This is a genomic window from Xanthomarina sp. (genome assembly GCF_035306605.1).
Lineage (GTDB): Bacteria > Bacteroidota > Bacteroidia > Flavobacteriales > Flavobacteriaceae > Xanthomarina.
Genome location: NZ_DATGNR010000024.1, coordinates 43,208 through 56,693, shown reverse-complemented (window position 1 = coordinate 56,693; position 13,486 = coordinate 43,208). Strand labels below are relative to the sequence as shown.

Annotated in this window: 12 protein-coding genes and 1 pseudogene; 3 read left to right on the top strand and 10 right to left on the bottom strand. The window is 32.4% G+C overall.

All coding sequences use genetic code 11. From position 1 onward, the window contains the following. The 3 genes and pseudogenes from VKY41_RS03440 to VKY41_RS03430 all read left to right on the top strand — a co-directional run. Window positions 1-95 (top strand): annotated as a pseudogene (locus tag VKY41_RS03440) (bifunctional phosphoribosyl-AMP cyclohydrolase/phosphoribosyl-ATP diphosphatase HisIE); the annotation flags it as partial. A 520-nt stretch (window positions 96-615) separates the two neighbouring features. Continuing rightward, window positions 616-1,401 (top strand): tRNA pseudouridine synthase A, encoded by a 786-nt coding sequence (locus tag VKY41_RS03435; protein ID WP_500813036.1) that lies wholly within the window; start codon window positions 616-618, stop codon window positions 1,399-1,401. Between the two features lie 242 nt (window positions 1,402-1,643). Further along, entirely contained in the window at window positions 1,644-2,192 is a 549-nt protein-coding gene (locus VKY41_RS03430) for a hypothetical protein (protein ID WP_500813035.1), read from the top strand. A gap of 54 nt (window positions 2,193-2,246) precedes the next feature. Here VKY41_RS03430 and VKY41_RS03425 read toward each other — a convergent pair whose 3' ends face one another. From VKY41_RS03425 to VKY41_RS03380, 10 genes are all read right to left on the bottom strand, one after another. Then, a complete protein-coding gene (locus tag VKY41_RS03425) occupies window positions 2,247-3,092 on the bottom strand; it encodes an ATPase (protein ID WP_500813034.1) in 846 nt (281 codons plus the stop codon). A 147-nt stretch (window positions 3,093-3,239) separates the two neighbouring features. After that, entirely contained in the window at window positions 3,240-4,361 is a 1,122-nt protein-coding gene (locus tag VKY41_RS03420) for an ABC transporter permease (RefSeq protein WP_500813033.1), read from the bottom strand. A 1-nt stretch (window position 4,362) separates the two neighbouring features. Then, the gene (locus tag VKY41_RS03415) at window positions 4,363-5,469 is read right to left on the bottom strand and encodes an ABC transporter permease (protein ID WP_500813032.1); all 1,107 of its coding nucleotides are present in this window, start codon (window positions 5,467-5,469) and stop codon (window positions 4,363-4,365) included. Further along, window positions 5,466-6,194, bottom strand: coding sequence for an ABC transporter ATP-binding protein (locus VKY41_RS03410; protein ID WP_500813031.1), 729 nt, complete (start codon window positions 6,192-6,194; stop codon window positions 5,466-5,468). Before VKY41_RS03410 ends, VKY41_RS03415 begins: the two co-directional genes overlap by 4 nt. A 72-nt stretch (window positions 6,195-6,266) precedes the next feature. Then, a complete protein-coding gene (locus VKY41_RS03405; protein WP_500813030.1) occupies window positions 6,267-7,169 on the bottom strand; it encodes an ABC transporter ATP-binding protein in 903 nt (300 codons plus the stop codon). 485 nt (window positions 7,170-7,654) lie between these two features. Beyond that, on the bottom strand, window positions 7,655-8,161 hold the full coding sequence (locus VKY41_RS03400) for a hypothetical protein (protein WP_500813029.1): 507 nt from the start codon (window positions 8,159-8,161) through the stop codon (window positions 7,655-7,657). A 24-nt stretch (window positions 8,162-8,185) separates the two neighbouring features. Then, window positions 8,186-9,079, bottom strand: coding sequence for an HlyD family secretion protein (locus VKY41_RS03395; protein ID WP_500813028.1), 894 nt, complete (start codon window positions 9,077-9,079; stop codon window positions 8,186-8,188). A gap of 1 nt (window position 9,080) precedes the next feature. Next, a complete protein-coding gene (locus VKY41_RS03390) occupies window positions 9,081-10,334 on the bottom strand; it encodes a TolC family protein (RefSeq protein WP_500813027.1) in 1,254 nt (417 codons plus the stop codon). Window position 10,335: 1 nt separating this feature from the next. After that, window positions 10,336-10,950 (bottom strand): TetR/AcrR family transcriptional regulator, encoded by a 615-nt coding sequence (locus VKY41_RS03385; RefSeq protein ID WP_500813026.1) that lies wholly within the window; start codon window positions 10,948-10,950, stop codon window positions 10,336-10,338. 108 nt (window positions 10,951-11,058) lie between these two features. Beyond that, on the bottom strand, window positions 11,059-13,347 hold the full coding sequence (locus VKY41_RS03380; protein WP_500813025.1) for a type IA DNA topoisomerase: 2,289 nt from the start codon (window positions 13,345-13,347) through the stop codon (window positions 11,059-11,061). Between the last annotated feature and the right edge of the window lie 139 nt (window positions 13,348-13,486).

Here is a 13,486-nt window from a genome sequence, read left to right as displayed (position 1 = left end):
CCGACTTACTTTTTCATTATTTGATTTTACTTCAAGCCAAAGGATTTCAATTTAATGATATTATAAAGGTTTTAGAGAAAAGGCATTTAAAATAAAAATGGAAGTAACTTAAGAAATCCAATTTCTAAAAATACATCTATTAGCAAATGTTACTTGGTAAATACCAATTAAAATAATAAAAACTGTAATAGCCATGACTATTGGGCCATACAGTTTTCTAACTTTGCTTTTGAAAAAGCTATAATTCATTTAAACTATAATTCCAATTAATGAGATTATAAAGAATATGAGCGCTGTTTTTTTCTTAAACAATAAGGATATCGCTACTAATGTGCCTGCAAAAACAGCTACTGAAGCCCATATTGGAATATGAAATAATGCTTGATGCTTTTGGATTAATTAAGCTAATTGATCGTCTGTTATAAAAGCCTGTTTTAAATACGCTGTGACTCCAATAAGATTCCTAACCAATGTGGCAATTGCTACAAACCAAAGCCATAAAGCAGGCTTATTAGCCATAATGATAATATTTAGGATTCTTATTTACATACAGGGTATAAAAAATTTGGCAGTTCTCTAAAATGCCTTATTTTCCCCAAATAAAATTATATCGGCGTGTTTAATAAAAGATACTACTACATTATAACGGTTCAATATTTAGGTTATAGATTTCATGGTTGGCAAAAACAACCGAATTTAAAAACCGTCCATTTAATGATAGACCGAACTCTAAACTTTATTTTTGAGGGGAAACGTTTTAAAACGTTAGGATCGGGTAGAACAGACGCTATGGTTTCTGCTCAAGAAGCTGCGTTCGAGTTGTTTGTTTATGAGCCTTTAGAGGATTTAGATGAGTTTTTGACACTGTTTAATTACAATTTACCCCAGGATATTCGTGGACTTTCTGTTAGAGAAGTAACCAAGGAGTTTAATGTTATTAATGACGCAAAAATAAAAGAATACCTATATGTTTTTGCTCATGGCGAGAAATACCACCCATTTTGTGCACCCATTATGACTACAATTTTAGATGAACTGGATATAGAAATCATGAAACAAGGAGCTAAGCTATTTGAAGGCTTTCACAACCTGAAAACATACTGCTATAAAGCCACAGATAATGGTATTTACAACAGAGAAATACTGACTTGTGAAATAGTCGAAAACACACTATTTACGGCTAATTTTTTCCCCGAAACCTCCTATTTACTTCGAGTTAGGGGACAAGGTTTTATGCGAAATCAAATCCGATTAATTATGGGAGCCCTAATAAAACTCGGGAAAGGGGAGATTACTCTAGATTATATATCTGAATCCTTAAAGCCAGAAAGTACAGAGGTAATGGATTATATAGCGCCAGCTTCAGGTTTAATTCTTAATAAAATTGATTTCGAATTATAAGTTTTCACAAAAAAGTGTTGGTTCTAAAACACGAAAACATACTTGGTGTTTTTCAAGCCTGATAATTATTGATAACAATGCTATCTAAAAATAATGAATCTACTTCTACTGTATTAATTAGGGTTAGAGTTAATATATTTTCTTTTAAGGTTAAGTTGAATACTATTTTTACTTCATATTTGTATTACAAGCTTGATAGTCAGGCTTGCTTAAAAACAAGTAATCTTTTAAAATTTATCAAAATGAAGAATATATTATATATAGTAGTATTGATGTTTACTACGGTAATTTTCGCACAAAATAAACCTAAAAACGTTTCGGAAGAAACAACAACCAAAACCATTAAAGTAGATGATGGAAGTCAAGTATTAGAACAAAAGGTAAAAATTACTACACGTGAAGAACAACAAATTGAGTTGGATGCAAAGGATAAAAATAAAGTGAACCAGGATATTGTTAGTTCTCCTTCAAAAGTTACACAAACTATTGAAGTTGCAACTGAAAAGGATCCGATGTACGATTCTAAAACAGAAACTATTTATTATAATTATAACGACGAGAGCTATATTTTCAAGAAAAATAATAAAGGATTTTTAGTTTCCGAGTTAGCCTCAGATTCAGAAATGAATTTTGGAAATGTTTTAAGAACTAGTAGAGCGAATAACTACTATTTTGTTTCAGATGATTATACTGGAATAGGGCATTTCGATTCAAACAATAATTTTGTTATTGAATATTACGATGCTAGTAAAGAAGCTATTGTAAGAAAGGTTTTTAACTTGAATAAATAATTATATACAGTATTATATAAAGGAGGCTGTTTGAAAAGACAGTCTTTTTTTATGTTATTGTATCATCAAACATAATTTTTTAACTTCATTAACAACTCTTTTTATTCGTGTTTCTGACACGCCAATATGTTTCAAGGTCTCTATAGAAAGGGCCAATTCTTTAACCAAAACAATGTTTTTTTCTATGAGTTCGTGTTTCTCCTTTTTAGTTAAGCTTGTTAAGGTGGTAACAGGATACAAGGCATAACTGTCAATATTTGCCTTTAAACCATCGTTTTTAGGGTAATCCCAACTCAATAAAGTAAGCCCTACACATTTTGCATAATTAACCGCATCTTCAGTAAATCTGGTATTAGTGATCAACCATCCTTGCTTTAAAACAGTTTTATTGTTTGGGTTTGAGTTCCATTGTTCTTGGATATCTAAAAACCTTGAATTAATATATAAAGGCACTCTAACATTACTGGTAGCTCTAGGATCCGAATGAAATTTACATTCAATGGCATATACATTGTTATCTATTTCGGCTAGTACATCAATTTCATGAGTAACACACTTTCCTTGTAAAATAACGCCAACCTCAGTGTTAAAACCCTTTTCTTTTAAAAGGGCACCTATTAGCCGTTCAAAAGGAAAACCCGTAGGACCTAAATCGAAAATAGCTCGTTTTAAACTATATCTGGAAGCAGATATCCGATTATTCTTTTTTAATAGAGCAAACGCTTTTTTATAGATTTCATTAGATGACATCCCATCATAAACTTCTTGTTTAATAGTTGTTACTATAGGGTCAACCACATCTTTAGGGGCTCCAGCAGAATGCAGAGAGTTTCTTAGTTTATCAAACGAGAAAAGTTCAACATCGCCGTTAAACTTCTTAATATAAACTTGCTTTTTCATCTTTATATATTTTTTCTAAAACTTTAGGATGCCAGTCATCATTTCAAAGCTAACGATTGTAACTTGGTAGTCAAAACAAAAATGAAATTAATCCTCATGATAGTAATACCACATATTTGACTTATAAAGACAATAGCTGTTTTGTAGTTAATTTGTTTTTTTATAACTCCAAATAGCTAATCCATTGGTTACTATGGCAAAAACAAGGGTTTTAATAAATTGTGGAAGTATATCCATAAATACAGAACCTTTTAGCATAACCATACGCATGACTTCAACATAATATTTAATTGGATTAAATTCTGTAAGAGTTTGTGCCCAATCAGGCATACTTTCTATAGGTGTAAACAAACCACTCATGAGTATGAATATCACGACAAAGAACCAAGCAATAAACATGGCTTGCTGTTGCGTATCTGTAAAATTTGAAATAAATAATCCCATTCCAAGAATTACTGCTATATAAATAGAAGTATAAGCGTACATTAATAACAAACTCCCTACCATTGGAACATCAAATATTAACCTTGCTAAAATTAAACCTATAGTTAGTAAACCCATGCCTATAAGCCAAAATGGAAATAATTTTCCAATTATGAATTGACTTTTTTTAATTGGTGTTACGTTTATTTGTTCTATGGTACCAATTTCTTTCTCTCTAACGATATTCATTGCTGAAAGAAATAAAGTAATCATAGTAACTAACAAAACAAGAATACCTGGAACCATAAAAGTTTTATAATTCAGGGTTTCGTTGTACCAAAATAACGGGATTGTTACCATGTTAACGGGCTGAATTTTTGAATCAGATATTTGCATTAAATCTGATTGAATATGCTTGTTATAGCTTTTAATAATTTGTGTAATATATACATTTTCTACACCTGCAGCAGCGCCATCTATGGCATTTATAGTTATACCAAGATTTGCTTTTTTGTTATTTTGTAAGTCCCGTTCAAAATGTAAGGGAACGTTTAATACAACATCTACCTCGCCTTTTAACATGGCTGAACTCGCCTGAATTTCCGTAGGAAAGTAGGTTATCACATTAAAATAAGTAGAAGCCTCAAATTTTTCTATTAATGCTTTAGATGAAGAACTGTAATCGTTGTCTATATAAGCGAATCTGATATTTTTTACTTCAAAAGTGGCTGCATTTGATAAAATAACCAATTGGAGTAGTGGTAACACAAAAATAATAGGAAGCATGCCTTTATTTCTAAAAATTTGCTTGAACTCCTTTTGTATGATGTAGAAAATTATCTTCATGTTATTCTAATCGAATTTTATACCTTCTCACACTTAATCCAATAAAAAATATCGTCATTCCTAATAAAATCAAGGTTTCCTTCCAAATAAATTGTAAACCAACACCTTTTAGCATAATCCCTTTTAAAATGATGATAAACCATTTCGCTGGAATGACATGACTAATTATTTGTAAAGGTAGTGGCATGCTTGAAATAGGAAAAATAAAACCAGACAATAAGATAACAGGAAGCATGAGACCCATTAAGGAAATCATCATAGCCGTTTGCTGGCTTGCTGAAATGGTTGAAATTAAAATTCCTAAGGCCAAAGCCGAAATAATAAATAACACACTTACTAGTCCTAATAAAAGCAAACTTCCTTGTACGGGCATTTTAAAAATGAAAATGCTTAATAATACAATTACAACAGCATTAATTATAGATAGAAAAATATATGGAAACACTTTCCCAATAATGACTTGAAAGGGTTTTAAAGGAGACACTAATAAAATTTCCATAGTACCAAGCTCTTTTTCTCTGGTTATGGAAATAGAAGTCATCATAGCCGAAACCAACATTAAAATAATAGTCATAACCCCAGGAACAAACATATAGACGCTTTTTAATTCTGGGTTGTAAACCATTCTTGGTTGTGGGGTAATTACATAGTTGATGGCAATAGCTTTGTTTTGCTCTTGCTGGTAATTTTGTAAAATAGAATTTACATAATTACTAATAGTACTTGCTGAGTTAGGATCTGTAGCATCTGTAATTATTTGTATAGTAGCTTGATGTTCTTTGATAAGGTTTTTATTAAAATCTTTTTCAAAATTTAAAACAGCCCTTACTTTTCCTTTTTTGAAAACGGCCTCTATGTTAGCTTCACGATCAATATGTTGATTTATGCTAAAATATCTGGAAGCGGAAATTTTATTTATAATCTCTTTGGTAGTGGCGTCTTTAGAATGATCTAATATAGCGATATCCACCTTGTTGATTTCATTGGTTATAGCAAAACCAAAAAGTAAAACTTGAACGATAGGCATCCCGAAAAGTATAAACAACGAACGTCTATCTCTAAAAATGTGGTAAAACTCCTTCGTTACAAAGCCTTTAAATCGTTTCATCCTCTAGCTAGTTTTAAAAACACATCGTTCATGCTGTCCACATTAAACTGTTTTTTTAATTTCTTTGGTGTATCTAAAGCTTCAATTTTACCATTTACCATTATGGAAACACGATCACAGTATTCGGCTTCATCCATATAGTGAGTAGTGACAAAAATGGTTGTACCTTGATGTGACGCTCTGTAAATTAGTTCCCAGAACTGACGTCTAGTTATAGGATCAACACCTCCAGTAGGCTCGTCTAAAAACACAATTTTGGGTTCATGTAATAAAGCCACAGAAAATGAAATTTTTTGTTTCCAACCTAAAGGCAAGGAACCAATCAACTGATCGGATACTTCCTTCAACCCTAAATCTTCTATAAGCTCTTTGGTTTTTTCTTTAATTCTTACTTTTGATAGCCCATAAATTCCACCAAAAAATGTAATATTTTCTTTAACGGTTAAATCATCATACAAAGCGAATTTCTGACTCATGTATCCAATGTTTTTCTTGATGTTTTCAGCTTGTGTAAAAACATCAAAACCAGCTACTTGTGCAGAGCCGGAAGTAGGGGTAGAAATACCTATAAGCATTTTCATAGCTGTCGTTTTTCCTGCCCCATTTGCACCAAGAAACCCAAATATTTCCCCCTTTTTAACATCAAAAGTAATAGCATTTACAGCCATAAAATCTCCAAACATTTTGGTTAAGCCTACTGCCTGTATAACGTTGGTTTTTTTCATTTAGATTTTAATTGTCGTAGCGATTGCAGTTGAGATGTTTCATTAAGCTTTGATTGCATTCGAACTAACTAGTTATTTTGCTAATTCCATAAAACTATCTTCTATGGTTGCTTGTGTTTGCTCTATGGTAATATTAGAAAGGTTGTTTTCTTCTAAATATATTTTTAAATCATTGGGATTAAAATCTAAACGTGTATCAGTGTAATGCACAAACTCACCAAAAGGATACACACTATATTGATGAGGATAGGTTTTTAAGCTATTTATTAATTGGTACATATTGTTGGCACTCACATCATATATGGTTTTAGGGTATTGTTTCACAATGTTTTCAGGAGTATCAATCAGTAAAATTTTTCCATCTTGAATGAGTGCAATCCTATCACATAAAGCGGCTTCATCCATATATGGTGTCGAAACCAAAATGGTAATACCTTTTTGTTGTAAGCGCTTGAGCATTTCCCATAATTCTTTTCTTGAAACAGGATCTACTCCGGTTGTAGGCTCATCTAGAAACAAAACCTTAGGTTTGTGAATTAAAGAACAGCATAAGGCTAGTTTTTGTTTCATACCACCAGATAATTTTCCGGCTCTACGGTCTTTAAAAGGTTCTATTTGAACGTAAATATCTTCTATTAACTCGTAATTTTCTTCTAGGGTAGTTCCGAAAATGGTGGCAAAGAACTTTAGATTTTCTTCAACAGTTAAATCTTGATATAATGAAAATCTACCCGGCATATAGCCCACATGTTTTCTAATGTCTTTAAAGTCATCCAACACATCAAAACCTGCTACAGTGGCTTTCCCTTCATTAGCAATTAATAAGGTAGTTAGGATCCTGAAAAGCGTTGTTTTACCAGCCCCATCAGGACCTATAAGCCCGAAAAGTTCATTTGGTTTTACTTCAAACGAAATAGTCTGTAGGGCTTTGACCTTTTTATAGGATTTTGATATGTTAGAAACAGTAATTCCCACGGTTTTCTAGTTGTACACTGGTATTTTAGTTGTTAAAGTAACTTTAGATGTATGGAGTGTGAGATTAAACAAACTTTTTCAGATTTCTCTATTATTCACTCAGCACGATCTCGTTGGTTTTTATCTGAATCAACAACTTCTGGAAATAATAGAATTTCACTCATTACAAATTTACCATCTACTTATTTTAAAAGACCTTTCGAAGGGATTAAAAACTGATGAATTGCTATTTTGAATATTCAGAGATTGCTGAAAAAGTCGTCATGAAATAATTACACTAACGGCACCTGTAAATAGATGTTCTGGCAACCATATAGGTGGTATGCGATTAGGAAACTCAGGTGCTGTCGCAACTTCCTAACAGTTGGTTTCCTGAGTCTCCTAATTATCTATTTCTAGAGAACACATGTTTTTCATTTCGGTCTTTTGTTCAAATAATACCTACATTATAAACTTGTTTTTCCATAGTGATTTTTATTTAGAGATTATTTGAAATAGGTGGTATAAGCATTTAGGTTGTCCGTAATACTTTTTAAGACTTTCGCGCCTTCCTCAGTAGTTTTTGTCTCCAAAAGCACATCAATTTTTTCAATTAAAGGATGTAAAAACACATGAAGGTTGTCGTGAGATGGTCCGGTCATTGTACATTCCTTTACTAAGGTGTTTTTTCTAGTATTCAGTTTATCGGCTAAACTTAAATAGTCTTCAATACTTTCTGTTTTAGCTTCAGAAATTAACTTAAGCATATCATTTACACCATCCGTAGTTTCTATATTGGCTAACCATTTAGAACCATTATCCAATTGAATCTCATTCATCCAATTGTTGTTCAAAACAGAACTTGCATCATGAGAATCATGATTTTCATGTGAAACAACTTCGGTATCTTCTTGAGTGATTTGTTCTGCAGCAGGTGCTTCCTTTTTGTTGTTGTTGTTACAACTTGTAAGAATAAATGCCATCATTGCGATTGATAAAAGTGTTTTTTTCATAATATGTAATTTTAAAGGTTATTTTTAATTGTTAAGCCACATTTCGGCTGGCATACCTATTTTTAAGCTACCATCATTTTTAACAGAAATTTTTACTGCATAAACTAAGGCTACTCGTTCTTCTTTTGTTTGAATAATTTTTGGTGTGAATTCGGCTTCTGATGCAATCCAAGTAATTGTTCCTTCATAATCCTTCATGTCATCTTGATCATCTATCTTTACAGTAACTTTTTCACCAATCTTTAAATTAGCCAATTGAGTTTCGCTTACAAAAACACGTAATTCCATGTTGTTTAAATCGGCTATTTTGTATAGAGGTTTGCCAAAAGATGTAGTTTCACCGGGTTCTGAGTATTTGGTCAAAACGGTCCCGTTTATGGGATTGATAATTTTGCATTTTTCAATCTGGTCTTCTACTTGCTTAATTTGTACATCGATGCTTTTTAGTTCATTTACAACAGGTGCATTTTGGATTTCTACACTTCTAATTTGTTGTTTTATGACGTCTATTTCACCCAAAACATCGTCTAATTGCTTTTGTGTACCAGCATTATCTTTAATAAGGTTTTTAGTCCTAGTTTTATTGATATTGACCGTATTTAATCTTGCATTTAATACGGCAATTTGTGATAAAACGCCTTGAGATTTAGAGCTTACAAGATCTTTTGAAACTAAAAGTTGTTCGCGTTTTAAAGACAGAGGAATGGTGTCAATATAACCAATAAAGGTTCCCTTTTTTATTATGTCCCCTTCATTTATTTTAAACACCATAAGTTTTCCATTATTTTCAGCAGAAACCGTTATTTCGGTGACTTCAAAGTTGCCGTAACCATCAGCTTTTAGACTAGAATCATTACAAGATACTAAGCTTAAAATGGATAGGCTAATTCCAATAAAATATGTGTGTATTTGTTTCATTTTATTGTCCTTGAGTGATGTTGTAATTTGCTTTTGCTAATTCTAGCTGAATATGGTGCGTAACAAGCATATTTTCTGCTTCAAACAAATTTGTTAGTTCAGTAATATAGGTTGACGTTGTAATCACGCCATGTCGCAATTGAGATTCTGTGGCTGATAAAACGTCTTTTCTAAGGCTGATGATTTCAGAATCAATCAAAATATTTTCTGAGATTTTAAGGATTTCTGTTTCATATTGGTTCAATTCGATATGAGTGTTTAGTTGAAAAATCTCCGTTTCGTTATCAATAATATCTTTATGAATCAATAAAGATTCTCGTTTCTTTTTATTGGCATTCCAATCGAACACATTCCAGTTTAATTTCACGCCAACGGTATAAAATGGTTGAAATGAATTATCTAACATGTTTAAACCTGGGTTTCCAACGCCTCCCGAGGCAAATCCCAATAGTTTTGGAATGTTTTCCTTTTGAATGAGTTGTTCCTGACTCTCAATTTCTTCTTTTTTCAACTGGAACAACTCCATTTCTGGGCGTTGAACTGTAGGAGTGAGGTTGGTTGAAATTTGAGGTTCTTGAAACTTGGTAGACTCATCTAAAGACTGACCAATTAAAGAAGACAAAGTTTTAACTAATACCTTTTTATTGTTGTTGATTTCAGAAAATTGCTGTCTGATTCTCAATAATTCGGCTTCAATAACTTTATCTGATGAAGGTAAAATGGTTCCATACTGAATCCCCGATTTCACTTCTTTGAGCTTACTTTCTAATTGGGTTTGCTTTGTTTTTAATAAGTGAACCGATTCATCAGAAAGTAAAATAGAAAAATAAAGCTGATTGACCTGCTGTTTTAATTGATACAAACTGACTTCCAATTGTTTTTGTTGGGTTTTTAATTGAGCCATTTTTACTTTTGAAGAGGCATCAATAGAACCTCCATTATATATTAGCTGATTCACCGAAAGTGTGGCGCGATATTGATCGTTGTTTGGTGGCTCGACTCCTGTATTTGGCAATGGGACCTGGGTAACATCTGATAAATAAGCAGCTTGGGCATCGAAATCAAATTGAGGTAATTTCCCTGCATCTATGGCTTTTAATTCTAATTCATTTTTACTTTCCAATAAGGCTTTTTGTTTGACCAACGGATAATTTTCCGAAACCAATTGATAACAAGTTTCCAATGTAATTTGTTGTTGCGACCAACTAGCAATAGGGAGTAAAAAGAAAACCAAGATGCTAATAGATGTTTTCATTTTAATATTGTTTTATGGCTTGAGTTATAAATTCTGAAACCTCTGTTTTTCTCTGTTCCATAATTTGTTTAAAGCCTTTGTCGTCTTCTTTAGTAAAAGCTTTTATAAGAGGTTTTGCTACAAAAGGGAAAATGTTTAAGGCTAGTATATTTATAAATAATTGCTCACCTTTAATGGGTTTTAGAATTCCTTTGCTAACTTCCAACTCGACCTGTGATTTAAATTTTTCAATATTTAATAGAGTGGTGTTTTCTTGAATTTTTAGAATAAAGTCAGGATTCCTATTAAGTTCTTGAATGATAAAATTTGGTAAATAAGGATGTTTAAGTATAAAAGAAATATAATTAGAGGTAAAATTCTTCACCTTGTTCTCTATAGAAGAATCATCATTTAAAATCTTATTTAATTCTGGAGCCAATAAAGAAAAGGCACTCTTAAAAACGGCCTCAAATAATAGTTGTTTGGTTTTGTAGTAGTAATGAAGCATAGCCTTATTAATACCAGCCTCATCTGCAATTTCTTGCATACGTGCGCCATCCATGCCTTTAGATTGGAATATATTTTTAGCAGCAATTAAAATTTGCTCTTCTGTTGTATTATCTTTTGATTTTGCCATTGTCAACTATTTGGTTTAACCATTTGGTTAATAAAGATAACAATTAATTTCAATATGGATCAAAAAACTAGAAATATAATTAAAACAGTAGAGTTACAGTAAGATTAATTAAGCTTGGTTTAAAATACTAAACACCAATTCTCTGGTAGGTTTCTGGTTCCCTAGTTTACTTCTTAATTCCTCGAAAGAATACCTGAAATCACAGCCATCTTTATAGGCCGAACAACCGTAAGCAGTCTTGCCTTTTACTACAGTTCCTTTTTTACATTTAGGACATGTTAAAGTATCAGGAATGTTTTTTGATTTAGCTTTCTTAGGCTCTAAAACCAACTGAAAACTATCGTTAAAACGCAATAACCCATCCACTTTTTCATTGTCTTTAGTAAATCCTTTTAAATTCACTGTAGATCCTTTTTGTAGCAATCTTAGAAATTGCTTTTCGGAAATCTTTTTATCATATACTTCAAAGGGTAAAATAAATTTACAACCTTCTTTATAGCTAGAACATCCATACGCTGTTTTTCCCTTTATTAAGGTTCCATTCTTACATTTTGGACAGGTTTCTGCTGTAAGTCCCGCTTTCTTTTTGTTTTCGCTTTTTACTTGTCGTTGTTTAACAACTGTGGCTTGTGAGATGTTAGCTCGAGTAGTTTCACTTCTTACTTCATAAACTAGCTCATCAACCATTTTTTTCATGTTGAAAATGAATTGACTAGCACTAAATTCGCCTTTTTCAATATCCTTTAATTGCTTTTCCCATAAACCAGTAAGTTCGGCAGATTTTAATAGTTCATTTTGAATGGTATCTATTAAGGCAATTCCGGTAACGGTCGGTAATATTTGTTTTTTATTACGCTTAATATATTGACGCTTAAATAAGGTTTCAATAATATTGGCTCGGGTTGATGGTCGGCCAATCCCGTTTTCTTTCATCAAATCACGTAACTCATCATCGTCTACCTGTTTTCCGGCCGTTTCCATAGCACGTAGGAGAGAGGCTTCAGTAAACTGATTGGGTGGCTTGGTTTGTTTTTCAAGAAAGCTAGGCTCATGTGGCCCCTTTTCACCTTTTACAAAAGTTGGAAGGATATCTGATTCTTTTTTGTCTTTCTCATCCGATTCAAAAACCACACGCCAACCTTTTTTTAAAATTTCTTTTCCTGTTGTTTTAAAGTTAACATCTGCGACTTTTCCAATTACAGTGGTGTTAGAAACGGAGCAATCATCGTAAAATACAGCAATAAAACGCTTAACAATGATGTCGTAAACCTGTTGTTGATTGTATTGTAAGTTCGTTTGAATACCAGTTGGAATAATAGCGTGGTGATCGGTTACTTTTTTATCGTTAAATACTTTCGACGACTTTTTTATTTTCTTTCCTAAAAGAACTTGGGTCAGAGTAGAGTAATTAGTCAGTTTTTGAAGAATTCCAGCTACTTTTGGATATACATCGTTTGGTAAAAAGGTAGTATCAACTCTCGGATAGGTTACCACTTTCATTTCATACAATTTCTGTACAAGTTTTAAGGTTTCATCTGCTGAAAACCCAAACTTCGTATTGCAATACACTTGTAATCCGGTTAAATCGAAAAGTTTTGGTGCATATTCCGTACCTTTCTTTTTAGTAATGGATTCAATCTCAAACTCATGTTCTTTAACTTTATTAGCTAAAACTTCACCATCTTCCATTTTAGTGAAACGCCCTTCTTCATAAGCAAACAAAGTGTCGCGGTACATGGTTTGTAATTCCCAATAGGGCTGTGGCTTAAAGTCTTCAATTTCTTTAAATCTATTTACAACCATGGCAAGTGTTGGAGTTTGAACCCGTCCTATAGAAAGTACTTGCTTATAACCTCCATGCTTTACAGTGTATAACCTTGTGGCGTTCATTCCTAAAAGCCAATCGCCAATAGCTCTAGAAAACCCCGCATAATAAAGATTATCGTAATTCTCTGAAGGTTTTAAATTTTCAAACCCCTCCTTAATGGCTTCGGTAGTAAGTGAAGAAATCCAAAGTCTTTCAACCTTACCTTTATATTTTGCTTGATCCAAAACCCAACGTTGAATAAGCTCTCCTTCCTGGCCAGCATCCCCACAGTTTATAACAACATCGGCTTTATCGAAAAGACTTTTTACAATTTTGAATTGTTTTTGTATTCCAGAATTGCTAACCACTTTGGTTTTAAATTTTTCTGGAAGCATGGGTAAGTTGTTTAAATCCCAGCTTTTCCAATGTGGTTTATAGTCACTTGGCTCCATTAGTGTGCACAAATGCCCAAAAGTATAAGTTACAGCATAGCCATTGCCCTCATAATAACCATCATGTTTGTTCGTAGCTCCAAGAACAGAAGCTATTTCTCTGGCTACACTAGGTTTTTCGGCAATACAAACTTTCATTTCTTACTTTTTTATTAGTCATGCAAAGTACATCTTTTTTCTAAAAATTGTAAGTCTATTTCAAAGACAATTATCAAGTTTTATTAAGATTGTTTTCACCTAAACTTAGTTAATCGTAATATTGCAATGATTTATTAAT